The organism is uncultured Caulobacter sp. (assembly GCF_947036865.1).
Lineage (GTDB): Bacteria > Pseudomonadota > Alphaproteobacteria > Caulobacterales > Caulobacteraceae > Caulobacter.
The window spans coordinates 73,854-95,995 of record NZ_CAMQSF010000003.1 but is presented as its reverse complement, the minus strand read 5'-3'; the positions used below and the strand labels follow the sequence as shown (position 1 = coordinate 95,995).

22 protein-coding genes are annotated in these 22,142 nt (G+C 69.9%); 14 read left to right on the top strand and 8 right to left on the bottom strand.

All coding sequences use genetic code 11. The features are described from left to right. Window positions 1–4 precede the first annotated feature (4 nt). The 5 genes from Q0V34_RS03850 (at window position 5) to Q0V34_RS03830 (ending at window position 5,620) form a co-directional block, all read left to right on the top strand. Window positions 5–1,624 carry an amino acid permease gene (locus tag Q0V34_RS03850; RefSeq protein ID WP_297507976.1) on the top strand — a complete coding sequence of 540 codons (1,620 nt, stop codon included), beginning with the start codon at window positions 5–7 and terminating at the stop codon, window positions 1,622–1,624. A 72-nt stretch (window positions 1,625–1,696) separates the two neighbouring features. Next, entirely contained in the window at window positions 1,697–2,413 is a 717-nt protein-coding gene (locus tag Q0V34_RS03845; protein WP_297507973.1) for an MBL fold metallo-hydrolase, read from the top strand. A gap of 185 nt (window positions 2,414–2,598) precedes the next feature. Continuing rightward, window positions 2,599–3,363 (top strand): response regulator, encoded by a 765-nt coding sequence (locus tag Q0V34_RS03840; RefSeq protein ID WP_297507970.1) that lies wholly within the window; start codon window positions 2,599–2,601, stop codon window positions 3,361–3,363. Further along, window positions 3,360–4,775 carry an ATP-binding protein gene (locus tag Q0V34_RS03835; RefSeq protein ID WP_297507967.1) on the top strand — a complete coding sequence of 472 codons (1,416 nt, stop codon included), beginning with the start codon at window positions 3,360–3,362 and terminating at the stop codon, window positions 4,773–4,775. Before Q0V34_RS03840 ends, Q0V34_RS03835 begins: the two co-directional genes overlap by 4 nt. Before the next feature lie 122 nt (window positions 4,776–4,897). Next, window positions 4,898–5,620, top strand: a complete 723-nt coding sequence (locus Q0V34_RS03830) for an EF-hand domain-containing protein (protein WP_297507964.1) — start codon at window positions 4,898–4,900, stop codon at window positions 5,618–5,620. Here Q0V34_RS03830 and Q0V34_RS03825 read toward each other — a convergent pair. Then, window positions 5,617–6,285, bottom strand: coding sequence for a DUF1345 domain-containing protein (locus tag Q0V34_RS03825; RefSeq protein ID WP_297507961.1), 669 nt, complete (start codon window positions 6,283–6,285; stop codon window positions 5,617–5,619). The two genes, Q0V34_RS03830 and Q0V34_RS03825, sit on opposite strands and share 4 nt — an antisense overlap. 118 nt (window positions 6,286–6,403) lie before the next feature. Between Q0V34_RS03825 and Q0V34_RS03820 the strand changes: the two genes are divergently transcribed. Then, the gene (locus tag Q0V34_RS03820) at window positions 6,404–6,571 is read left to right on the top strand and encodes a hypothetical protein (RefSeq protein ID WP_297507958.1); all 168 of its coding nucleotides are present in this window, start codon (window positions 6,404–6,406) and stop codon (window positions 6,569–6,571) included. Window positions 6,572–6,580: 9 nt separating this feature from the next. Next, complete coding sequence (locus Q0V34_RS03815) at window positions 6,581–6,787, top strand: general stress protein (RefSeq protein ID WP_013079804.1); 207 nt, start codon at window positions 6,581–6,583, stop codon at window positions 6,785–6,787. Window positions 6,788–6,853: 66 nt separating this feature from the next. Here Q0V34_RS03815 and egtB read toward each other — a convergent pair whose 3' ends face one another. The 3 genes from egtB to Q0V34_RS03800 form a co-directional block, all read right to left on the bottom strand. Next, the gene (egtB, locus tag Q0V34_RS03810; RefSeq protein WP_297507953.1) at window positions 6,854–9,019 is read right to left on the bottom strand and encodes an ergothioneine biosynthesis protein EgtB; all 2,166 of its coding nucleotides are present in this window, start codon (window positions 9,017–9,019) and stop codon (window positions 6,854–6,856) included. A gap of 150 nt (window positions 9,020–9,169) precedes the next feature. Then, window positions 9,170–9,829: a TetR/AcrR family transcriptional regulator gene (locus Q0V34_RS03805; RefSeq protein ID WP_297507950.1), complete on the bottom strand. Its 660-nt coding sequence runs from the start codon at window positions 9,827–9,829 to the stop codon at window positions 9,170–9,172. A gap of 60 nt (window positions 9,830–9,889) precedes the next feature. Next, the gene (locus tag Q0V34_RS03800) at window positions 9,890–10,987 is read right to left on the bottom strand and encodes an MBL fold metallo-hydrolase (protein ID WP_297508393.1); all 1,098 of its coding nucleotides are present in this window, start codon (window positions 10,985–10,987) and stop codon (window positions 9,890–9,892) included. A 90-nt stretch (window positions 10,988–11,077) separates the two neighbouring features. Here Q0V34_RS03800 and Q0V34_RS03795 point away from each other — a divergent pair, with 90 nt between their 5' ends. Beyond that, on the top strand, window positions 11,078–11,980 hold the full coding sequence (locus Q0V34_RS03795; protein ID WP_297507948.1) for a haloalkane dehalogenase: 903 nt from the start codon (window positions 11,078–11,080) through the stop codon (window positions 11,978–11,980). Between the two features lie 12 nt (window positions 11,981–11,992). Next, on the top strand, window positions 11,993–12,409 hold the full coding sequence (locus Q0V34_RS03790; protein ID WP_297507945.1) for a DUF1330 domain-containing protein: 417 nt from the start codon (window positions 11,993–11,995) through the stop codon (window positions 12,407–12,409). Here Q0V34_RS03790 and Q0V34_RS03785 read toward each other — a convergent pair. Together Q0V34_RS03785 and Q0V34_RS03780 are read right to left on the bottom strand one after the other, a co-directional pair. Next, window positions 12,406–13,419: a formylglycine-generating enzyme family protein gene (locus tag Q0V34_RS03785; protein ID WP_297507942.1), complete on the bottom strand. Its 1,014-nt coding sequence runs from the start codon at window positions 13,417–13,419 to the stop codon at window positions 12,406–12,408. The genes Q0V34_RS03790 and Q0V34_RS03785 overlap by 4 nt on opposite strands. Continuing rightward, window positions 13,407–15,059 carry a sulfatase-like hydrolase/transferase gene (locus tag Q0V34_RS03780; RefSeq protein WP_297507939.1) on the bottom strand — a complete coding sequence of 551 codons (1,653 nt, stop codon included), beginning with the start codon at window positions 15,057–15,059 and terminating at the stop codon, window positions 13,407–13,409. The genes Q0V34_RS03785 and Q0V34_RS03780 overlap by 13 nt, the downstream gene beginning before the upstream one ends. A gap of 87 nt (window positions 15,060–15,146) precedes the next feature. On the opposite strand from Q0V34_RS03780, the gene Q0V34_RS03775 reads away from it, so the two are divergent. After that, window positions 15,147–16,463: a DsbA family protein gene (locus tag Q0V34_RS03775; protein ID WP_297507936.1), complete on the top strand. Its 1,317-nt coding sequence runs from the start codon at window positions 15,147–15,149 to the stop codon at window positions 16,461–16,463. Here the strand turns inward: Q0V34_RS03775 and Q0V34_RS03770 are convergent. Continuing rightward, on the bottom strand, window positions 16,460–17,083 hold the full coding sequence (locus tag Q0V34_RS03770; protein ID WP_297507932.1) for a cysteine hydrolase: 624 nt from the start codon (window positions 17,081–17,083) through the stop codon (window positions 16,460–16,462). The two genes, Q0V34_RS03775 and Q0V34_RS03770, sit on opposite strands and share 4 nt — an antisense overlap. Further along, a complete protein-coding gene (locus Q0V34_RS03765; RefSeq protein ID WP_297508390.1) occupies window positions 17,080–18,144 on the bottom strand; it encodes an LLM class flavin-dependent oxidoreductase in 1,065 nt (354 codons plus the stop codon). The genes Q0V34_RS03770 and Q0V34_RS03765 overlap by 4 nt, the downstream gene beginning before the upstream one ends. Before the next feature lie 154 nt (window positions 18,145–18,298). Between Q0V34_RS03765 and lptC the strand changes: the two genes are divergently transcribed. From lptC to Q0V34_RS03745, 4 genes are read left to right on the top strand one after another with little or no spacing between them, the layout of a single operon-like run. Next, window positions 18,299–18,931, top strand: a complete 633-nt coding sequence (lptC, locus tag Q0V34_RS03760; RefSeq protein ID WP_297507929.1) for an LPS export ABC transporter periplasmic protein LptC — start codon at window positions 18,299–18,301, stop codon at window positions 18,929–18,931. A 1-nt stretch (window position 18,932) separates the two neighbouring features. Continuing rightward, window positions 18,933–19,082, top strand: coding sequence for a hypothetical protein (locus Q0V34_RS03755; protein ID WP_297507926.1), 150 nt, complete (start codon window positions 18,933–18,935; stop codon window positions 19,080–19,082). Continuing rightward, entirely contained in the window at window positions 19,079–20,461 is a 1,383-nt protein-coding gene (locus tag Q0V34_RS03750) for a lipopolysaccharide biosynthesis protein (RefSeq protein ID WP_297507923.1), read from the top strand. The genes Q0V34_RS03755 and Q0V34_RS03750 overlap by 4 nt, the downstream gene beginning before the upstream one ends. Beyond that, window positions 20,424–22,142: a fatty acyl-AMP ligase gene (locus Q0V34_RS03745; protein ID WP_297507921.1), complete on the top strand. Its 1,719-nt coding sequence runs from the start codon at window positions 20,424–20,426 to the stop codon at window positions 22,140–22,142. The genes Q0V34_RS03750 and Q0V34_RS03745 overlap by 38 nt, the downstream gene beginning before the upstream one ends.

Genomic DNA, 22,142 nt, shown 5'->3' with positions numbered 1-22,142 from the left:
AACTATGTGGCGCGTAAAATCGCTTGATGCGATCCTGGCGACGGCTGAGAAAAAATCCCTGCACCGCTCGCTAGGTCCCGTCCAGCTGACGCTGCTGGGAATCGGCGCGGTGATCGGCACGGGCATCTTCGTCCTGACCGCCACCGCCGCTCAAAAAGCCGGCCCCGGCATGATGATCTCGTTCATCATCGCCGGTCTGGTCTGCGCGGTCGCCGCGCTCTGCTACTCCGAACTCGCCTCGATGGTGCCGGTCGCCGGCTCGGCCTATACCTATTCGTACGCGGTCATGGGCGAGGTGGTCGCCTGGCTGGTCGGTTGGGCGCTGATCCTTGAATACGCGCTGGGCGCCAGCGCCGTCGCGGTCGGCTGGTCCGGCCACATCGTGGGCTTCCTCGACGCCATAGGCGTACACATACCCCATGCCTTGACGGTCGGCCCGAAGATCTCCATCGGCGGCTTCATCCAAGGCGGCGAGGTCGGCGGCGTGGTCAACCTGCCCGCCGTGGTGATCACGGCGGTCGTGACCGCCCTGCTGATCCTGGGCACCAAGGAAAGCGCCAATTTCAATGCGATCCTGGTGGCCGTGAAGGTCGCGGCCCTGTCGCTGTTCGTGATCATCACCCTGCCGATCGCCCTGGGTCACGGCGCGAACTTCCACCCCTTCACGCCCCGCGGCTGGGGCAATCCGCTGGGGTCGTCGGGCACCGGCGTGCTGGGCGCGGCCGCTTCGATCTTCTTCGCCTATGTCGGCTTCGACGCCGTCTCGACGGCGGCCGAGGAAACCAAGAACCCGCAACGCAACGTTCCGATCGGCCTGATCGCCAGCCTGCTGATCTGCACGATCTTCTACCTGCTGGTCGCGGGCGGCGTGATCGGTTCGTTCGGCGCCCAGCCGCTGGTCGACCCGGCGACCGGCCTGCCTTTCGCCGACGGCTCGCCCGCCCTCTACGCCAGCGCCGCCTGCACCAGCGCGCACGCGCCGCTGGTCTGCTCGAAGGAGGCTCTGGCTCACGTCCTGCGCGAGGTCGGCCACCCGCTGGCCGGCTACACGGTGGGCCTGGCGGCGACGATCGCCCTGCCCTCGGTCGTGCTGCTGATGATGTACGGCCAGACCCGCATCTTCTTCGTGATGGCGCGCGACGGCCTGCTGCCCAAGGGCCTCAGCGCCGTCCACGCCAAGTTCAAGACGCCGTGGATCATCACCCTGATCACCGGCGTGGCCGTCGCGGTCGCCGCGGCGTTCCTGCCGGTCGGCCAGCTGGCGGACTACTCAAACTCGGGCACGCTGTTCGCCTTCGCGGCGGTGTCGCTGGGCGTGATGATCCTGCGCTTCACCGACAAGAACCGCGCGCGCCCGTTCCGGACGCCGCTGCTGTTCGTGGTGGCGCCGCTGTCGATCATCGGCTGCGTGGTGCTGTTCCTGAGCCTCGGCAAGGAATCCAAGACGGTGTTCTACGTCTGGACCGCGATCGGGCTGCTGTTCTACTTCGTCTACGGCTTCTGGCAGTCGAACGTGCGCAAGGGCGTGGTGGACGTGCCGGAGCTCGATCCGAACGCTCCGGCCACCGGCGTCGCCCCGATGCCGGGCGCGCCGGCGCCGGGTTCGACGGAAGAGCGTTCTTGATCTTCGGCCGATAGCCGCTAGGTCGGAAGGGCGGGCGCTTCGGCTCCCGCCCTTTTTCCTTGGAGCCCGCTCATGAGCCAGGCCATGCCGATCGGCGCCGTCATCGCCCCGGTCACGCCGCTGCAGCAGAACTGCACGATCGTCTGGTGCGCCAAGACGATGAAGGCCGCCGTGATCGATCCGGGCGGCGAGGTCGACCGCCTCTTGAAGGCGATCGCCGACAAGGGCCTGACCCTGGAGAAGATCTGGATCACCCACGGCCACATGGACCACGCCGGCGGCGCGGCCGAGCTGAAGGCCCGCGCCGGCGTCCCCATCGAAGGCCCGCACGAGGACGACCAGTTCTGGATCGACCGCATCCAGCAGTCCGGCGAGATGTACGGCATGCCCGAGGCGCGCATCTTCGTCACCGACCGCTGGCTCAAGGACGGCGACACCGTCACTCTGGGCGAGACCGAATTCGAGGTCTTCCACTGCCCCGGCCACACGCCCGGCCACGTGGTGTTCTTCCACCGCGAGACCAAGTTCGCCCAGGTCGGCGACGTGCTGTTCCAGGGCTCGATCGGCCGGACCGATTTCCCCCTCGGCAACCATCAGGATCTGATCGACGCGATCACCGGCAAGCTCTGGCCGCTGGGCGACGACGTCCGCTTCGTGCCCGGCCACGGCCCGATGTCGACCTTCGGCGCGGAGCGGCGGTCCAATCCCTTCGTCGGCGATCGCGTCGTCGCGGCGATGCGGGCGCAGGGCGAGGCCTATCAGGCGCCCAAGAACCACTCGCCGGGCTGATCCGAGGCGAGGAGATCCCGGGACCCGGCCGTACAGGGGGGGACGACAAACCGGATCCCGGAGGCCGTCGACTGGCAAAAAGGGGGGAAGCCCGCCGCCGGCGCGACGCGGAATCGCACGACGGGGTTGCGCCGCTGTTTCAGGCGTGAAATCTGACCGTGACGGGGGCGTGACAGGAAATTCGCATGGAAAACGCCCAAAACAGCGCTCAGGCCGATCTCGACGCGCCCCGCGGCGCCGCGCCGCGCATTCTGATCGTTGACGACGACCCGGGGATTCGCGACGTGGTGTCGGACTTCCTGTCGCGTCATGGCTACGCCGTCGAGACCGCCCAAGACGCGCGCACCATGGAGCAGGCGCTGGCGCGCGGGCCGATCGACCTGATCGTGCTCGACGTCATGCTGCCCGGCGAGGACGGCCTGGCGATCTGCCGACGTCTGTCGTCCGCCAGCGACGGTCCGGCGATCATCATGCTCTCGGCCATGGGCGAGGACACCGACCGCATCGTCGGGCTGGAACTGGGCGCCGACGACTATCTGCCCAAGCCCTGCAATCCGCGCGAGCTGCTGGCCCGCGTGCGCGCCATTCTGCGGCGTCGCCAGGAGCCGCGCGCGAGCGACGACGCCATGGGCGCGGCCTGCGAGTTCGCCGGCTGGCGCCTGGATCTGGTGCGTCGCGAACTGCGCTCCCCGCAGTCGGTGGTGGTCAACCTTTCCAGCGGCGAGTTCTCGCTGTTGCGGGCCTTCGTCGAGCGGCCCCAGCGCGTGCTGACCCGCGACCAGCTGCTGGACCTGGCGCGCGGCCGCGACAGCGACGCCTATGACCGCGCCATCGACGTGCAGATCAGCCGCCTGCGGCGCAAGCTGGACGACGGCGGCGGCAGCGAGCTGATCCGCACCATCCGCAGCGAAGGCTACATGTTCACCGCCAAGGTCGTGCGCACGCCATGACGCCGGTTCGGCGCGGCACCCCGCTGTTCGTACAGGCCCTCGGCCTGGTGATCGTCACCCTGGTGGCGGCGCAGCTCGTCGCCATCGCCGTCATCTTCACCCTGCCCCCGCCGCCGCCCGAGTTCTATCGCTCGGCCGAGATCGTGAAGGCGCTGAAGACCGGTCAGCCCGTGCAGCCCCGCGACGGACGCCTGCTGGTGGTCAAGCAACGCGGCTCCCTTCACTCGGTCGGCCCCGACAGCCCGCGCCGCGCCGACTTCAAGGCGGGCATCGGCCGGGCGATCGGCGTGCCCGCCGATCGCGTCGAGCTGCAGATCGACAACGGCCCCCGCTTCTTCGTCCGCCGCACGCCCGTGACGCCGCCGAAGACCAGCGATGACCCGCCGCGTGGCGGCTCCGGTCCGCGCGAACCGTTCGCGCGGGAGCCCGGCAATGGCGCGCCCGGCGGCGCCCGCGCGCAGGGCCGCGATGAGCCCCTGATCTTCGGAGACTTCAAGCTGGGCGTGCGCCAGAGCGACGGGCGGTGGCTGGTGGTCGAGCCGAAGCCGACCTTTCGCTTCGACAACTGGCAGCAGCGGATCCTGCTGATCCTGTTGCTGTCGGTGATCGCGGTGACGCCGCTGGCCTGGCTCTTCGCCCGACGCCTGGCGCAGCCCATCACCGCCTTCGCGGACGCCGCCGAGCGCCTGGGCAAGGACCCGCGCACCCCGCCGCTCAGCATCACGGGTTCCGGCGAGGTCGTGGCGGCGGCCACCGCCTTCAACATGATGCAGGAACGCCTGCGTCGCTATGTCGAGGACCGTACGGCCATGGTCGGGGCCATCGCGCACGATCTGCGCACGCCCTTGACCCGGCTGAAGTTTCGCATCGAGGCCACGCCCGACGACATCCGCCCGAAGCTCGCGGCCGATATCGACCAGATGGAGGCGATGATCGCCGCCACCCTCGGCTTCGTCCGCGACACCAATCGTCCGGCCGAGCGGACGAAGCTGGAGCTCTCCTCGCTGCTGGAGAGCGTCATGGACGAGGCCGCCGAAACCGGAGGCCAGGCCTCGGTCGAGCGCGCCGAAAAGGTGGTGATCGAAGGCGACCCCGTGGCCCTGAAGCGCCTGGTCTCCAATCTCGTCGAGAACGCCCTGAAGTACGGCGGCTCGGCGCGAGGCCAGGTCTATGGCGACGGCGACATGGCGATCATCGAGGTCGACGACGATGGCCCCGGCGTGCCGACCGCGGAGCTGGAGCGCGTGTTCGAGCCCTTCTATCGGGGCGAGCCCTCCCGGAATCGCGAGACCGGCGGGATCGGCCTGGGTCTCGCGGTCGTGCGCTCTTTGGCGCGCGCCCACGGCGGCGACGTGACCTTGCAGAACCGTCCCGGCGGCGGCCTTCGCGCGAGCGTGCGCCTGCCGGCCTGATCGTCGGGGATTGAGGCCGAAAGGGGCGGCTTTGTTGCGGCCCGGCAAACGCGTCCGATCGTGATGACATCGTCGCGCCATGGGCCGGCGCTTCAAAGCTTGGCCGCATGGAGACTTCGCGCATGATGCTTCGCTCGCTGGGCCTGACCGCCGTGATCACCGCCGCCTTGGCCGCCGGCGCCGCCGCGCCGAAAGGCCCGCCCGGCCCGGACGCCCGCCAGGGGCCGCCCGGCGAAGGCCGCCCTCGCGGGCCTCAGCTGTTCATCAGCCCCGCCGGCGAGCCGTTCCGCGCGCCGGCCGGGGCGCCCTATCCCGTCGCCGCGTGGTTTTCCGGCGCCGACGCCGATCACGACGGCGCCCTGAGCCGCGATGAGTTCGTCGCCGACGCCCTGCGCTTCTTCGCCGTGCTCGACACCGACCACGACGGGATCATCGACGGGTTCGAGGTCTCGAACTACGAGCAGCATATCGCGCCGGAGATCATAGGCGGCGTCGCGCCGGGCGCGATGCGTGGCGGTCCGCGGGGCCAGGAGGACGGCGGCGGGGATCGACCGCCTCGGCCGCGAGGGTCCAATGTACTGCAAGGCGCGGCGCTCTACGGCCTGATCGCCGAACCCGAGCCCGTGATGGCGGCCGACGGCGACTTCGATCGCCGCGTCAGCAAGGCCGAGGCGGTCAAGGCGGCCAAGACCCGCTTCGCGCTGCTCGACGTCAACAAGGACGGCAAGCTGACCCTGGAGGAGCTCCCCAAGACCCCGTCCCAGGCCGCCGTCGAAGGCGGCGGGCGCCCGGGCCCCTTACCGGGGGGCGGGCGCGGCGGCCGGGGCGGCGGCCGTCCGTCTTAGCCGCCGACGAGGCTGGCGATGATGTTGATGCCCAGCGCCAGGATCGCCGTGTTGTAGAAATAGGCGGTGGCCGCGTGAGCGGTGACCAGCTTGCGCAGCTTGGATGTCAGGATGCTGTTGTCCGAGACCTGGAACGTCGCCCCCACGCTGAACGCCAGATAGGCGAAGTCCATGTAGCAGGTCGGCGGTTCGCCGGGAAACTGGATCCCCTGCTTGGTGCTGCCGTCGCCGAAGTTGCGATGGGCGTAATGCAGAACGAACACCGACTGCAGCACCAGCCACGACAGCACCAAGGTCGCGCCGGCGCAGGCGCCGATGAAGAACTTGGTCGCGGCGCCGGCGTTCTTGACGGCCATCATGGCGTCGACCACCGCCCCCAGGCTGGCGACGATCGCGGCCATGATGATCAGCATCAGGACGGGAACGCCCTCGTCCTCGCGGGCGGCGCGGGATCGCACCTCGGCTTCGTCCGCCGTCAGAAACAGCGTCCACATCGTCAGCAGATAGACGATGGCCCCGCTGTCCCAGCCCAACAAAAGATGAGCGCCGCGCGGCGCGCCGAGATATTTCGCGGCCGACCAGACGACGAGGCCCGTCGCCACGCCGGCGGCGAGACGCCAATGAGCGACCGCGCCAGCGACCATCTTCTTGGTCTTACGAGGCATTCTCCGACGACTCCCTCACGCCCGGCTCGTCCCGGTGCGGCGTAATTAGTGCGGTTTCACGGTGAACCGAAAGCGCCTTCGCTGGTTACTTCACCGGAACGTGCAGGAAACGACGCCAGTGACCGACCCAGACGCCCCGCCTCCGACCGAGCCTCAACCGCCCGAGTACGAGCCCGGCGTCATCCCGGTCGAGGAGCCCCCCGCCTCGCCGCCGGTCGATCCAGGGGACGATCGTCCCTACGGCGCCGCCTTCTCGCCCGTACCGCCCGTGACCAGTCCCGACTAGGAGCCCCACATGGACACCGATAGCGAACGTCCCCGCGGTCGTCGCGGTTTCGCCGCCATGGACCCGGAACGCCGCCGCGAAATCGCCAGGAAGGGCGGAGCTAGCGTGCCCAGCGAAAAGCGCAGCTTCGCCAAGGACCGCGATCTGGCGGCCAACGCCGGTCGCAAGGGCGGATCTTCCTCGCGCGGCGGCCGCCCCGGCGAACGCGGGCTTTAAGGCGATCGCCCCCGAATTCGACGCGTCGGCTCCATCCCCTCGGAGCCGGCGCGTTTTTTTGCGCCCCTATGCGGTGAGGGCGTAGATCGCGAAGGTCGGATCCTCGCTGATCCAGCGCTGGGCGACCGTCCAACCCGCCCGCCGCGCGATGGTCTCGAAGGCTTCGGACGGATATTTGTACGAGTTCTCGGTGTGGATGGTCTCGCCCGCCGCGAACCGGAAGCCGTAGTCGCCGACCATGACGATCTGGTCGCGCCGGCTTTCCAGATGCATTTCGACGCGGCTTTCCTCGGCGTTCCACACCGCCTTGTGCGCGAAGGCCATGGGGTCGAACGTGCCGCCCAGCTCGCGATTGATGTGGACCAGGACGTTGCGGTTGAACGCGGCGGTGACGCCTTGCGCGTCGTCATAGGCCGGGATCAGGACGGCCGGGTCCTTGGCGACGTCGGCGCCGACGATGAACAGCGAGCCCTCGCCCAGCAACAGTCGCGCCTGCCGCAGCAGCGCCTCGGCCTCCGCCGGGGCGAAGTTGCCGATCGTCGAGCCGGGGAAGAAGCCGACGGGCGTATGGCCCTGAGCGCCTTCCGGCAGGGTCATGGCCTTGGTGAAGTCCTCGACCAGCGGCGCCACGACCAGATCCGGATAGGCCTCGCGCAAGCGCGCGGCGGCCTCGTCGAGCGCCGTGGGACTGATGTCCACCGGAGCGTAAACGGCGATCTGGGGCGCGGCGTCGAGCACGATGCGGGTCTTGGTGCTGGCCCCGCTGCCAAACTCCACCAGGGCGGCCCCTTGCGGAATGCGCGCGGCGATCTCCGGCGCGACGCGGCGCAGCAGCGCCGTCTCGGTGCGGGTCAGGTAGTATTCGGGCAGATCGCAGATGGCCTCGAACAGGCGCGAGCCCTCGGCGTCGTAGAAGTACTTGGCCGGCAGGGTCTTGGGCGTGGCGGATAGGCCCGCGACCACCTCGTCGAGGAAGGTGTTGCCCGGCGTCACCTCGGCCAGGCGGTCGTCGTCGGCCAGGCGCACGCCGCCGAACATCCAGCGGCTGCCGGGATAGAAGAAGTTGCGATAGGTGGCGCGGGAATGGCCCGGCGGCGTGGCCTCGCAGCCGCCGCGCAGCACCATCTGGCTGACCATGAACTTGCCGTTGTACTCGCCCAGCGCGCCGCCCCCCGGCTTGAAACCGGGATAGGGGCTGTAGGCGCTGGCGGTCCACTGCCAGGCCGCGCCGCACAGCTGGCGGAGCGCCGCGGACATGCCGCTGGCCGTGGCGGCGGCTTCCCACTCGGCCTCGGTCGGCAGGCGCCGGCCCGCCCAGGCGGCGTAGGCGGCGGCCTCGTAATAGCTGACGTGAAGGACCGGAGCGTGCGGATCGACCGGATGGCGGCCCCGCAGGGTCATGGTGGTCCAGGCGCCGTCGGCCTCGCGTCGCCAATAGGCGGGCGCCTCCCAGCCCTCGGCTTGAACCCTGGCCCAGCCTTCGGACAGCCAGAGGTCGGCGCGGGCGTAGCCGCCCGCCTCGATGAAGGCCAGCCACTCGCCGTTCGTGACGAGGCGATCGGCCAGGCGGAAAGGGGCGACGAAGGTCTTGTGGCGCGGACGTTCGTTGTCGAAGGCGAAGCCCGCCTCCCCGGCCCCGATCTCGACCAGCCCGCCGGCGAAGCGGTGGAAGCGCTGGGGTCCAGGATCCGGCCGCGCCGGGCCCGGGCCGGGCTGGTAGGCCGGGCTCAGCGGCGACTGGGCGAAGAGGTGGAGAATATCCATCAGGATCAGCTCCTGATGCTGCTCCTCGTGGTTCAGGCCAAGCTCGAGCCGTTCGCGGATCTCCGGCGTCAGCGGACCGGCCAGCAACCGCGCCATGGCGGCGTCGACGTGGGCGCGATAGGCCCCGACCACCTGGGCCGACGGGCGCGTCAGCAGGCCGCGCTGGGGCCTCGGCTGACGCGGCCCGGCCGCCTCGTAATAGGAATTGAACAGATAACCGAAGCGCTCGTCATAGACCGCGTATCCGGGCAGATAAGGCGTCAGCAGAAAGGTCTCGAAGAACCAGGTCGTGTGCCCGCGGTGCCATTTGGTCGGACTGGCGTCCGGCATCGACTGCGCCGCCTGGTCCTCGGGCGACAGCGGCGCGGCCAGCGTCTCGGTGCGGCGGCGAACGGCGTGATAGCGCTCCAGCAGGATCTCGCCCGGCGCCGTGGACCAGTCAATGGCAAGCGTTTCGTCCGGAATCATACGGCCCCCCGTCGGCTTTAGCGGCGCCTTGTCGAGGCCCAGGCGACGACAACGTTCCCAGAACTTCGGTGTTCCCCGCGCGACTGACAAGGAACCGCGACGCGGCTCCTGACACCGCGTGGCAGGAGCCGAACCGCAAGCCCTTCGCGTCTAACCCTCGCCCGGCGCCGTGACCTTCCCAGGAACGTCGGCGGCGACCTCCAGCAGACCGGCGATGACCGCCTGCAGCACTTCGGTCGCGCGCTTGGGGGACAGGTCCTGGTCCCGGCGCAGCCGGTTCCAGGCGTCGAAGCTCAGCAGCATGTCGATGGCCTCGAAGCGCACCCGGTCCTTGGCCAGCTCCGTCGGCAGCTGCTGACGCAGGATCTCGCGCGAGATTTCGACCATGCGGGCGTGGTCGGCGGCCAGGGGCGGCGACTGGTGGCGGTGCACTTCCGACGCGCGCTTGAACGGGCCGATCTTCTCGTAGGCCCAGGCCCGCCGCTCGACCAGTTCCAGCACCCGCGCCTGCCACGTGGTTCCCTTGAAGGGGGTGTGGACCAGGGCCATCAGCTCCGACTCGATGACCGCCGACATCTCGCGATACAGGCTGTCGAGGTCGTTGAAGTGCCGGAAGACGGTGCGCAGCCCTACGTCGGCGCGGGCGGCGACCAGTTCGGCCGAGGGCGAAACGCCCCCCTCGCGAACCAAGTCGAGCATGGCCTGAACGATCCGCGCCCGGCTGTCCTGCGAGCGGCGCCGGCGGCCGTCGACGAGGGGCTCGTCCTTGTCGACGTCGCTACGACGAAGATAACGCGCGGCGGGTTCCACGGGCTGGGACTCTCCCTGTTCAGCCCGACTGCTTAGACCGCCGGCGCGCCCCCGACCACCTCAAAGCTTCAACAGCGCCAGCCGGTCCGACCAATGCATCGCCTTCGACCCGACGGGCAGCGAAACGAAATCGCCGTCGTGACCGACCCTCATTGGGCCGCCGAAGATCTCGCGCGAGCGGCCCAGGAACGGCCCCTCCAGCGCCCGGACCGGCAGCGGCGGGATGATGTGATAGAACAGCACCGCCTTCACGCCCGCGGTCTTGGCCTCGCGCGCCGCCGTCTCGGGCGCGGTGTGGTAGGTCAGAATGTCGTGGAAGATGTGGGCGTAGTTGGTCTTGCCAGCCTTGGTCGCCACATCCTGCTGGACGGCCACCAGGTTCGGCGCCAACCCCTCGTGGACCAGGAGGTCGACGTTCTTGGCCGCGCGGACCAGGCGTTCGGAGGGGCCGGTGTCGCCGCTGATCACGACGCTGCGGCCCTTGTACTCGAACCGATAGCCGACCGCGCCTTCCACCGGATGGTGCATGACCGGAAAGGCGAAGACCTTGAGGCCGGGCTTTTCGAGCACCAGCACGTCCTGACCGTCCGGATCGGCGGTGAAGGCGTGAGGCGCGCCGCCGAAGCCCGAGGGCGGCACGACCTTTTCGCCGTGGTGGGCGATGCGGTAGCCGCGATCCAGCTGGTAGGCGGCCTCGAAGCCCTTTACGACCCCGTCCAGCCCCTGGGGGCCATAGATCGGCAGCGGCGTCTTCGCCGCCCCGCCGGCCCAGCGCTGCAGCATCAGCTCGCCCAGATCGCCGATATGGTCGGAGTGGTAGTGGGTGATGAAGGCCGCCGAGACGCGCGGCGGCGGCAGGTTCATCAGCAGCAGGTTGCGCGTCGAGCCGGGACCACTGTCGACGACGAACTCGTCCTTGCCCGCCACCACGACGACGCACGGCCCGGCCCGCGTGGGATCGGCCATCGGCGAGCCGGAGCCGCACAGACCGACGTGCAGCCCGTCCGGCAGCTCGGCCACGGGATCGCTGGCCAGGATCTGTTCGTAGGCCTTGCGCATCCCCACCAGCGCGATGCGGTCGCGGAAGAGCCAGGCGAGGCCAAGGCCCACGACCAACAGACCGACCACCGTCCCTAGCCCGATCCACACCTTCCGCACGTTCGCCTCCCGCTCGATCTTGACCGACAGGCTCCATAATGACACTCATAGTGTCAATACAAATCCGCGACGGATGACAGGGAGGACGCCATGGACGTGTTGCGCACGCCGGACGAACGCTTCGAGGGCTTGGCCGACTGGCCCTACGCGCCCCACTATACCGAGGTGCGCGACGCCGACGGGGCGACGCTGCGACTCCACCACGTCGACGAGGGTCCCCGCGATGAGCGGCCGATCCTGCTGATGCACGGCGAGCCGTCCTGGGCCTATCTCTATCGCAAGGTGATCGCCGATCTCGTCCAGCGCAGCCGCCGCGCCGTGGCGCCCGACCTGGTGGGCTTTGGCCGTTCGGACAAGCCGGCCAAGCGCACCGACTACACCTACGAGCGTCACGTGGCCTGGATGAGCGACTGGCTGGTCCAGAACGACCTGAAGGACATCGTGCTGTTCTGCCAGGACTGGGGCGGCCTGATCGGTTTGCGCCTGGTGGCGGCCTTCCCCGAGCGGTTCGCGGGCGTGGTGGTCTCCAACACCGGCCTGCCGACCGGGGTCGGCAAGACCGACGGGTTCGAGGCCTGGCTGAACTTCAGCCAGAATGTGCCGGAGCTGCCGATCGGCTTCATCCTGAACGGCGGCACGGCCCGCGACCTGTCGGACGCCGAGCGCGCCGCCTACGAGGCCCCGTTCCCGGACGAGACCTACAAGGAAGGCGCGCGGCAGTTCCCCACCCTGGTGCCGATCACTCCGGAACACGCCTCGGTCGCCGAGAACAAGGCGGCCTGGGCGGTGCTGGAACGGTTCGACAAGCCCTTCGTCACCGCCTTCAGCGACGCCGACGCGATCACGCGCGGCGGCGAGGCGCCGTTCCAGGCGCGCGTGCCGGGCGCGAAAAAGGCCGCTCACACAACGCTCAAGGGCGGCCACTTCATCCAGGAAGACAGCCCCGCCGAAATCGCCGCCCTGCTGGACGGCCTCGTCGCGTCCCTGGCCTAGGAGTCCCGCGCCATGAAAGTCGTCAACACCGTCTTCCCGACGCCCGAGCAGTTCCAGGCCTTCTTCGGCGCGCCCGAGGATGGGCCGTTCGTGATGGTCAACCTGCTGAAGTTCAAGGAGAAGGCCGAGTACGAGGATGGCTCTGAGCCAGAACTGTCCGGGCGCGAGGCCTATGCGCGCTACGGCGCCGAGGTGGCCAAGCTGGTCACCGCCCTGGGCGGCAAGATCCGCTACAGCGGGCCCGTCACCGGCCTGATGATCGGCGAGGTCGAGGAGCTGTGGGACGCCGTGGCCCTGGCCGAATATCCGTCTCTGGCCGCCTTCCAGAAGATGGCCCTGTCGCCCGAGATGCACGCCATCGAGCACCACCGCAAGGCGGGGCTGGCGGGTCAGCTGAACATCCGCACCAAGCCGGCGGCGGGCTTCTAGCGCGCGCGATAGACCGTCCGGAAGCCGATATGCGAGGCCCCGCTGTCGGGCGGCCCAGGCGTTCGGGCCGCGGGCCGGTAGCGGAAGCAGTAGTCGTCGGCGCACAGGAACGAACCGCCCTTGATCACATGCTTGGGGGCGTTCGGCTCCTCGGGGTCAAGGGCGCGGATCTCGGGCGGACCGCCGGTCTCCAGGACGCTGGCGGGGGCCAGGCCCGGCTTGAACCAGTCCTTGGTCCACTCCCAGACATTGCCGGCCATGTCGACCAGGCCATAGCCGTTCGGCGGGAAGCAGCCGACGGGCGCGGGGCTGGCCTTGAAGCCGTCCGTGCCGAGATCCTGGGCCGGGAAGACGCCCTGCCAGGTGTTGGCGCGCGGATGCTTGGCGTCCTGCGGCTGGTCGCCCCAGGCATAGCGCTTGCCGACCAGGCCACCCCGCGCGGCGTATTCCCACTCGGCCTCGGTCGGCAGGTCGCGGCCCAGCCATCGCGCATAGGCCATGGCGTCCTCCCAGGCGATGTGCACGACCGGCCAGGCCTCGCGGCCGCGGATGTTCGAGCCTGGGCCCTCTGGGTGACGCCAGTCGGCCCCGGGGATCACCCGCCACCATTGCGAGGGATCGTCCGACCGCGCGCCCTTCGCCCCCACGAAGACCAGCGAGGCCGGACGCCGCTGCGCCTCGGTCAGCTGGGGGTAGCGGCCGGAATCCAGCGGACGTTCGGCCAGGGTGCGATAGCCGGTGGCCGCCACGAACCGCGCGAAGGCGGCGTTGGTGACCTCGGTGCGGTCGATCCAGAACGGCGCGACCTTCACCGTCTGGGGCGGCCCCTCCTCGGCGCGCATCGGCGCCGCGCCCATCTGGAAGTCGCGGCCGGCCAGGCGGACCATGCCGGCGGTGGGATGAGCCGGATCGGCGACCGGCTGGCCGACGAGACAGGCCTTCGGCGCCGGCTTGCCGCAGCCCGCCAGCGCCAGGACCATCAGGATCGGCAGCGCCCTCAGTTGTCCCAATAGATGTACTCGTCGCTGGGCGTGGCCTTCACGCCGCCGGGGTGGTCGACATAGATCGCGCCCGACAGCAGCGACGGCCAGGCCGGCTTGGCCATTTGGCCGTCCAGCTGCGCGAGCGTCGCCCGCAGTTCCCTGACCTTGTCGGGCCGGCTCCTGGACAGGTCATGCCGCTCGGTCGGATCGGCCGACAGGTCGAACAGCCAGACGCGATCGGGCTCCTCGGCCACCTGCAGCTTCCAGCCGCCGGCCAGCACCACCTTGTAACGGCCCGAGCGCCAGTACATGGCCTTGTGCGGGTCGCCCGAGGCCTTGCCCTTCACGAAGGGAACCAGGTCGACGCCGTCCACCACCCGATCCTTGGGCGTGGCCGCGCCGGCCGCGCCGGCGGCGGTGGCGAAGATGTCGACGTGACCGACCGGGCTGCGATAGACCGCGCCCGCCGGCAGTTGCGACGGCCAGCGCAGCAGGAACGGCACGTGGATGCCGCCCTCGAAGAAGGTCGCCTTCCAACCGCGATACGGCCGGTTGATGTCCGGCAGGCCGATATAGTTCGCGCCCCCGTTGTCGGAGGTGAAGATCACCAGGGTGTTGTCGTCCAGCCCCTGATCCTTCAGCGCCCGCAGCACGCGGCCGATGTTGCGGTCGAGATTGCGCACCATCGCGCCGTACACCCGCAGGCGGTGATCCTTGATCCCCGAAAGCGCGTCGAAGTCGGCCTTCGGCGCCTGCAGCGGCGTGTGCACCGCATTATAGGCCAGGTACATGAAGAACGGCCGGTTGCGGTTGGCCCCGATCGACTTGACCGCCTCGTCCGTCAGATAGTCGGTCATGTAGGCGTTGGGGTGGAACATCTTCGAGCCGTTGTACTGCACGGCGTAAGGCAGCGCGCCCCACAGGAACTTGTCGATCGGGTCGAAGTCCTGGCGGGATTCCTCGACCGAGGGGTCGCCGACCGGCGCGAACAGCGAGGCGCCGGCCATGAACCCGAGGCTCTCGTCGAAGCCCTGGTCCTCGGGCCGCGAGCCCTTGACGCCGCCCAGGTGCCACTTGCCCAGATGGATCGTGTGATAGCCCTTGGTCTTCAGCGCCTCGGCGATGGTGATCTCGGTCGAGGGCACCGCCTCGGTGTTGTCGTCCCTCGGCGCGTTCTTCACCTCGCCGGCGTTGAAGCGCGAGGGATGCAGCGGATCCCCGCCATGACCGCCCACGACACGCGAGAAGGCCACGGGGGTCGGGGTGAACTCGAACCCGAAGCGGGTGGCGTAGCGGCCGGTCATGATCGCCGCGCGCGAGGGCGCGCAGGTAGCGTTGCCGGCGTAGCCGTTGGCGAAGGTCACGCCCTGATGGGCGATGGAGTCGATGTTCGGCGTCGGCACCGCGCCGTTCGCCACGCCGCCGCCATTCAGCGTGATGTCGTTATAGCCAAGGTCGTCGGCCAGGATGAACACCACGTTCGGCGGACGGGGACCCGGCGCGGGCGCCTCGGGGCCCTTGGCCCAGGTCACCGGATGGTTGGCCTCGATCTTCGGCTGCTTGGACTTGGCCAGCAGAATGATCAGGTCGAAGCGGAAATGCCAGGCCGCCGCGCCGGCGACGACCAGCGCGACGACGATCGTCGCGAGAACCTTCCAGGCCTTCATGCACGCCTCCCTCTCGTTACCCAAACCATATATTGACATTCACCGTGCCGCTAGATGTCATCGCGCGACCGATGGAGGCGTCTTCGAATGTCCCTGCGCACCCAGATCATGCGAACCGTGACCAGCGCCATGACCAGCCCCACCCGACGCCGGATGGCGCGCGACTTCGCCGCGCTGGACGCGAGGCTGCGCGGCGAGCGGCCGACCGTTCGCTATTTCCATCAGGCCGACGACCCCTACTCCCATCTGGCCGCCCAGGTCCTGCCGCGCCTGCGCGACCGCTACGCCGTGGATGTCGAGATCTTTCTGGTCCCGCCGCCGGCGGACTCGGCCGCGCCCGATCGCGAGCGGCTTCGCGCCTACGGCCTGGGGGACGCGGCCCGGCTGGCCAAGGCGCGCGGTCTCGGCTTCCCCGCGGGGGCCAAGCTGCCGGACGCGAGCGCCGTACGCCAGTTGCAGGCCGTGCTGGCCGATGCTCTGCAACGCGACCGCTTCGCGGATATCGCCTCGGCGGCGGGCGCGGCCCTGTGGTCCGGCGACGACAAGAGCCTGGCCCGCATGGCCGCCGCGACCAGCGCCCAGGACCCTGCCCTACCCGACCGGTTGCTGAGCGCGGGCGAGGCGCGCCGCGAGCAGCTTGGCCACTATCTCGGCGGCATGTTCCATTTCGAGGGCGAGTGGTTCTGGGGCGTCGACCGCCTGGGCTGGCTGGAAAGCCGCCTGGCGGCGCGCGGCCTGGATCGCGAGGCCGGCGTCCCGCCGCTGGCGCCCGCGTTCGAGCCGAGTCTCATCCCGTCGCACGAAGGCCCGGGTCCGACGATCGAGGCCTGGTTCTCGTTCCGCAGCCCCTATTCGTGGCTCTTCATGCCGCGCATTCGCGAGCTGGCGCGGGCCCATCGCGCCCGGCTCGAGCTGCGGCCGATCCTGCCGATGGTCATGCGCGGCCTGGCCGTGCCTCGCATCAAGACCTTCTACATCACGCTGGACTGCAAGCGCGAAGCCGAGCGGCTGGGCCTGCCATTCGGCAGGATCGTCGACCCGGTCGGGGCCGGGGCCGAGCGGGCGCTGGCGGTGCTGCATCACGCCATCGACCTGGGGCTCGGCGAGGCGTTCGCGGAGTCGGGCCTGAAAGCCGCCTTCGCCGACGGAATCGCCCTGGCCGAGGACGAGGGTCTTTACGAAGCCGCGCGGCGCGCGGGCCTGACCGACGACCAGACCACGGCCGCTCTGGCCGACGAAAGCTGGCGTGACCGCGCCGAGACCAACCGCGCCGCCCTGCTCGACGCCGGTCTTTGGGGCGCGCCGACGGTCCGCGTCAGCGGGTACGAGGCCCATTGGGGCCAGGACCGCTTGTGGATGCTGGAAGAGGACATCCGCGCGGCGATGGCGCCCGCGACCGCCTAGGCCGTCCAGGCCCGCGCGACGCTGGCCGTGTCGGTCAGGATCGCCGTGTTCAGGTCGAGCATCTTCAACGCGCCGGCGTGCAGGTCCGGCTCATACGCCGCGCAGGCGTCGGCGGCGACGAACACGTGGTAGTCGTGGCTGAAGGCGTCACGCGCGGTGTCGGCGAGGCAGCATTCGGTGGTCAGGCCGGCCAGGACGAGGGTGTCGACGCCCAACACGCGCAGGCGGGCATCCAGCTCGGTCCGCCAGAAGGCGCTGTAGCGCGTCTTGCGGATCACCGTCTCGCCCGGCGCGGGCAGCGGCCCGACGAAGTCGCTTCCGGAGGCGTCCGCGCGGCAGATGGCGACATCGGCGTCGATCGCGTCGCCGCGACGGCGCAGACGTTCGATCAAGGCCGGTGAGTCGGTCTCCGCCGTCGTGAACAGGCCGGCGAAGATCACCGGAACACCCGCCGCGCGAGCGGCGCCGGCCAAGCGTTCGGCCGCCGCCAGCGCTTCAGGAACCGTGGAAAGGTCCAGGCCCCAGCGGCCCGCCGCCCCCTGGGGCGAGGCGAAATCGACCTGCATGTCGACGATCAACAGCGCGGTTCGCGCCGGGGCGATCCAGGCCTTCAGGCTCACGAGAACACCGCGCGCAGGCCGGGCAGGATCTCGCCGCCGAACATGGCCAGGCCCTCGTCATAGTCGGGGAAGATCAGCATCAAGCCGTCCAGCTCGCACTCGGTCATGAAGCTCTCGACCCGCTCGCGGCAGGTGGCGGGCGAGCCGATAACGGTCTCGGTCATGAACGGACCCTGCGCCTTGGCCGTCGCGTCGAGGCGATCGGCGGGCACGCCCCAGCTGGCCAGCATGGACAGGATCGCGCCGATATCCGCGCCGTCGGCGTAGCGGCGGACCCGGGCCTCGGCGCCGGCGTCGCTTTCGGCGTGGATGATCGTGCACATGGCGTAGACGCGAACCGACTTGCCCAGCGCCGCCGCCAGGGCCTTGGCGCGGCGAGAGGCGTCGCGATGCCCGGCCCGCGAGCGGCCGCCGATGAAGCACGCGTCGGCCTCGCGCACGGAAAACTGGAACCCGCGATCCGACATGCCGGCGCAGATCAGCTCGGGACGCGGCCGAGACAGTGGCTTGGGCTTGGACTGGCAGTCCTTCATCGTGAAGTAACGGCCGGCGAAGTCGACGCTGTCCTCGGCCCAGAGGCGTTTGACGATCGTGGTCCACTCCTCGGCCAGGGCATAGCGATCGTCATGCGACAGCGAGTCGTCCCAGGCGCTCATCTGGTCGAACTCGGCCTTGTAGGCGCCGGCGACGATGTTGAGACCCGCGCGACCGCCGCTGATGTGGTCCAGGGTGGCGACCATCTTGGCGGCGACGGCGGGGTTCTGCAGCAGGGGATGCACGGTGGCCCAGATGCGCACCCGGCGGGTCGCCTCGGCGATCGCGGCCATCAGCGTGACCGACTCCAGCGAGGTCCCCCAGTGGTCGGTCTCGCCGCCGAAGCCGCGAAACTTGCCCATCGACATCACGAAATCCATGCCGATCCGGTCGGCGGCGACCGCCGCGGCGCGGTTCTGGGCATAGAGGCCGTCCAGGACGGGCGTGGCCTTCGAGACGATCCAGCCGCCGTTGGCCACCGGCAGGAAGACGCCGAAATCCTTGTGCTGGGCGGGGCGATCGAACATGGCGGCGACCTTACACGCCTCGCGACGGCGGATCACGCGCTTCTCCGGGCCGCCCAGCGGAGCCCGCGCCGAGAGACGACCGGGCGGTGTGTAGCGCGCGCCCGGGAAACAAAGGTCTTGGGTGATCGACGACGCGGGACTATTTCATTCGCCGATGCTCACCCAGACCGAAGGCGCTCGCGCCGCTCCCCCCACCGAAAGCGCCGCGGAGCGGGCGCGCAATCGCCGCCGCGAGCCGGTCCGCCGGCTGCGCCTGGGGCTGGCCGTGTTCGCGATCGGCATCGGCCTGGCGGTGGTCGTCCAGGCCTCCTGGCGCGGGCTCGCCTCGAACAAGGTGCAGACCCAGGCCGCCAAGACGCCGCTGCAACTGGACAAGCCGCGCTTCACCGGCGTGTTGAAGGACGGCCGCGCCTTCCTGATCACGGCCCAGAGCGCCGAGCGCGACGCCAAGGACGAGAACCTTCTGCATCTGGTCACGCCCGTCCTCGTTCGCGGCTACGGCGCGCCCAATCCCAGCCAGGCGACCGCCAAGACCGGCCTGTTCCGCGAGGCCGAGCACACCCTGCTGCTGCAGGACGACGTCCAGATCACCAGCAGCGACGGCTACGACTTCGACGCGCCCAGCGCCTTGATCGACATGCGCACGGGCGAGGTCAGCGGCCAGTCCGGGATCGCCGGCGCGGGTCCCAAGGGCAGCACCAAGGCCAACAGCTATCAAGTCACGGACAAGGGCGACCGGGTCGTGCTGAAGGGCCGCGTGCGCACGCGGCTTGAGTCCGGACGCTGACGTGATCGACGGCGAACGCGTCTGCTTTCTCTATATCGCGCGACACCATCAGGTCTGGCACGGCCCGTCGGTGGCCGCGGCCATGGCCGGCGTTCCGGCCGGACGGCGCGCGGCGCGCGCCATTGTCGACAAGCCGGAGCGCGCGGGGTGACCGGCGCGCCTTCCGAGACCCCGCCCGGTCCGCTGGCCAAGGTGCTGGGCAACGCCGGTCAGTTGCTGAGCGGCCGCGTCGTCAACGCCGTGGTCGGCCTGGCCTATATCGCCTTGACCGCGCGCAGCCTGGGCGAGGAGCTGATGGGCGTGGTCGTGCTGATCAACGCCTTCGCCCAATTCCTCGGCGAGGTGGCCCATTTCCAGTCCTGGCAGACCCTGATCACCTTCGGCGCCGGGCCCGCCCTCGACGGCGACCGGCCCAAGTTCCAGCAGGTGCTGCGCCTGTCGCTGCTGCTGGACCTGATCAGCGGCCTGCTCGGCGTCGCCCTGGGCGTGGCCGGGGCGTTCCTGTTCTGGCAAGCGCTGAAATGGCCGCCCGGCATGAGCGGCTACGGCGCGCTCTACGCGCTGTCGATCGGGGTCATGACCTCGGCCACCGGCGTCGGGCTCCTGCGACTCTTCGACCGCTTCCGCTATCTGGCCGCCGAGCAGGCGGTGAGCTCGCTGGTGCGGATGATCGGCTGCGCGATCTGCGCGCTCCTGCACGCCGAGATCCAATGGTTCCTGATGGCCTGGGCGGCCGGGACCATCGTCTCGTTCCTCTACATCGCCGTCATCGCGGTCTGGGATCTTCGCGCGCGCGGCCTCCTGAAGGGCTTCAGCCTGGTGGGCCCGTTGGCCGAGGGGCTGCCCGGCGTCTGGCGGTTCGCGATCGCCACGAACTTTTCCAGCACGATCGACGTCGGCTTCACCCACGTGCTGACCCTGGTGGTCGGCGCGATCCTGGGACCCGTGCAAGCCGCTTATTGGCGGGTCGGCAAGCAGGTGGCCGACGGCATGGCCAAGCCCGCGCGCCTGATGATTCCGGCCCTCTATCCCGAACTGGCCAAGATGCGCGCCGCCGGCGGCCAGCAGGCCATGACCCGGCTGGCCGTCCAGATCGCCTTGATCGGCGGCGCGGCGGCGGGCGTCCTTCTGCTGGTCAGCCTGCTGGCCGGCCGCCCCATCCTGGAGCTGGTGATGGGCCAGGCGTTCGGCGCCGCCGCCGACGTGATGAACTGGCAGGTCGCCGCCGCGGCCGTCGGCGTGGTGACCCTGCCGCTGGAGCCGATGCTGGTCTCCATGCGCGCGGCGGGCGCCGCCTTGGCGGTTCGCCTTGTGGTCGTTATCGCCTATCTCGCGACGCTCGCGCCGCTTATCAAGGCGTTCGGCCTGGCCGGCGCGGGCGCCGCTCTGGTGGCGTCAGCCCTGGCCATGGCGGTTGGAATGTATTTCATGGCGCGCCACCGGCTCGCCCGACTCGCGGCGGAGGAAGGCTCCGCGCGCCCCGGCACAGACGATGAAAGACTATCCTATGATCACCCCCACGGCGTCTGAGCGTACTGTCCGGTTCGCCGACTTCCCGACCCTGACCGAGGCCCTGGACTTCGCCGCCACGGGCGAGACGGGGATCAACCTCCATTCGCTGCGCGGCGAGTTGGTCGAGGCCCTGCCGTACGCCACGCTGCGTGAGGAGGCACAGGTCCTGGCCCGCCGCCTGCTGGCCACGGGCGCCAAGGTCGGCGACAGCGTCGCCCTGCTGGCCGAGACCGACGGCGACTTCGTTCGCGCCTTCTTCGCCTGCCAATACGCGGGCCTGCTGCCCGCCCCGATGGCGTTGCCCACCCCGCTGGGCGGTCGCGAGGCCTATATCGAGCAGATCGCCAATCTGGCCCGCTCCGCCCAGGCGCGGATCCTGATCGGCCCGGTCGGTCTGAAGGATTTCGTCGCCGAGATCGGCGCCCGCGCCGGCCTCGACTTCGCCGGCGTCCTGGCCGACCTGCCGGAGGACGGCGGCGCGGCGCTGCCCGCGATCACGCCGGAAGATCCCTGTTATCTGCAGTTCTCGTCGGGCAGCACCCGGACACCGACCGGCGTCCTGGTCCGCCACAAGGCGCTGATGGCCAACTGCGTGGCGATCACGCGCGATGGCCTGCAGGTCAAGCCGTCCGACCGCGCCATCTCGTGGCTGCCGCTCTATCACGACATGGGCCTGATCGGCTTTCTGCTGAGCCCGCTGGCCTGCCAGATGTCGGTCGACCTGCTGCCGACCGGCGCCTTCGTCCGCCGGCCGCTGCTGTGGATCGACCTGATCACCCGCAACAAGGCCACGATCGCCTACAGCCCGACCTTCGGCTACGAGCTGTGCGCCCGCCGCGTCCAGGGCCAGTCGCTGGAGAATTACGACCTCGCCCACTGGCGCAGCGCGGGCCTGGGCGGCGACATGATCCGCATGCCGCCCCTGAAGGCCTTCGTCGAAGCGTTCGGCCCCGCCGGGTTCTCGGACAAGGCCTTCGTCGCCAGCTACGGCATGGCCGAGGCGACCCTGGCCCTGTCGATGGCCCCGCTGGGCAAGGGCCTGCGGGCCGAGACGCTGGACGTCGAACGGCTCGAGCGCGACAACCTGGCCGTCGACGCGCCGGAAGGCTCCGAGCGCGCCCGCGACTTCGCCCGCTGCGGTCCCGCCTTGCCCGACCACTTCCTCGAAGTCCGCGATGAGAACGGCGCGGTCCTGCCCGAGCGCGGCGTCGGCCGCATCTTCGCCAAGGGGCCCTCGGTCATGAGCGGCTATTTCGCCAACCCCGAGGAGACCGCCCGGGTGCTGTCGCCGGACGGCTGGCTGGACACCGGTGACATCGGTTTCGTGATCGAGGGCGAGATCGTGATCACCGGCCGCGCCAAGGACCTGATCATCCTCAACGGCCGCAACATCTGGCCGCAAGACCTTGAATGGACGGCGGATCACGAGATCGAGGGCCTGCGCAGCGGCGACGTCTGCGCCTTCGCCATTCCCGCCGAGCCGGAAGACCAGATCGTCGTGCTGGTTCAGGCGCGCGGCGGCGACGCCGACAGCCGCGCGGCGCTCGCGGAGTCGGTGGCCACGCTGCTGCGCACCCGTCACGGGGTCGAGGCCAAGGTGAAGCTGGTCGGCGCCCACGCCCTGCCCCAGACATCTTCGGGCAAGCTGAGCCGCTCCAAGGCCAAGGCGGCGTATCTGTCCGGCGCCTACGGCGAGTAG

Coding starts and splice junctions, on each gene's coding strand:
- Q0V34_RS03850 (WP_297507976.1), top strand. CDS start 5: ATGTGGCGCGTAAAATCGCTTGATGCGATCCTGGCGACGGCTGAGAAA.
- Q0V34_RS03845 (WP_297507973.1), top strand. CDS start 1,697: ATGAGCCAGGCCATGCCGATCGGCGCCGTCATCGCCCCGGTCACGCCG.
- Q0V34_RS03840 (WP_297507970.1), top strand. CDS start 2,599: ATGGAAAACGCCCAAAACAGCGCTCAGGCCGATCTCGACGCGCCCCGC.
- Q0V34_RS03835 (WP_297507967.1), top strand. CDS start 3,360: ATGACGCCGGTTCGGCGCGGCACCCCGCTGTTCGTACAGGCCCTCGGC.
- Q0V34_RS03830 (WP_297507964.1), top strand. CDS start 4,898: ATGATGCTTCGCTCGCTGGGCCTGACCGCCGTGATCACCGCCGCCTTG.
- Q0V34_RS03825 (WP_297507961.1), bottom strand. CDS start 6,285: ATGCCTCGTAAGACCAAGAAGATGGTCGCTGGCGCGGTCGCTCATTGG.
- Q0V34_RS03815 (WP_013079804.1), top strand. CDS start 6,581: ATGGACACCGATAGCGAACGTCCCCGCGGTCGTCGCGGTTTCGCCGCC.
- egtB (WP_297507953.1), bottom strand. CDS start 9,019: ATGATTCCGGACGAAACGCTTGCCATTGACTGGTCCACGGCGCCGGGC.
- Q0V34_RS03795 (WP_297507948.1), top strand. CDS start 11,078: ATGGACGTGTTGCGCACGCCGGACGAACGCTTCGAGGGCTTGGCCGAC.
- Q0V34_RS03790 (WP_297507945.1), top strand. CDS start 11,993: ATGAAAGTCGTCAACACCGTCTTCCCGACGCCCGAGCAGTTCCAGGCC.
- Q0V34_RS03780 (WP_297507939.1), bottom strand. CDS start 15,059: ATGAAGGCCTGGAAGGTTCTCGCGACGATCGTCGTCGCGCTGGTCGTC.
- Q0V34_RS03775 (WP_297507936.1), top strand. CDS start 15,147: ATGTCCCTGCGCACCCAGATCATGCGAACCGTGACCAGCGCCATGACC.
- Q0V34_RS03765 (WP_297508390.1), bottom strand. CDS start 18,144: ATGTTCGATCGCCCCGCCCAGCACAAGGATTTCGGCGTCTTCCTGCCG.
- lptC (WP_297507929.1), top strand. CDS start 18,299: ATGCTCACCCAGACCGAAGGCGCTCGCGCCGCTCCCCCCACCGAAAGC.
- Q0V34_RS03745 (WP_297507921.1), top strand. CDS start 20,424: ATGAAAGACTATCCTATGATCACCCCCACGGCGTCTGAGCGTACTGTC.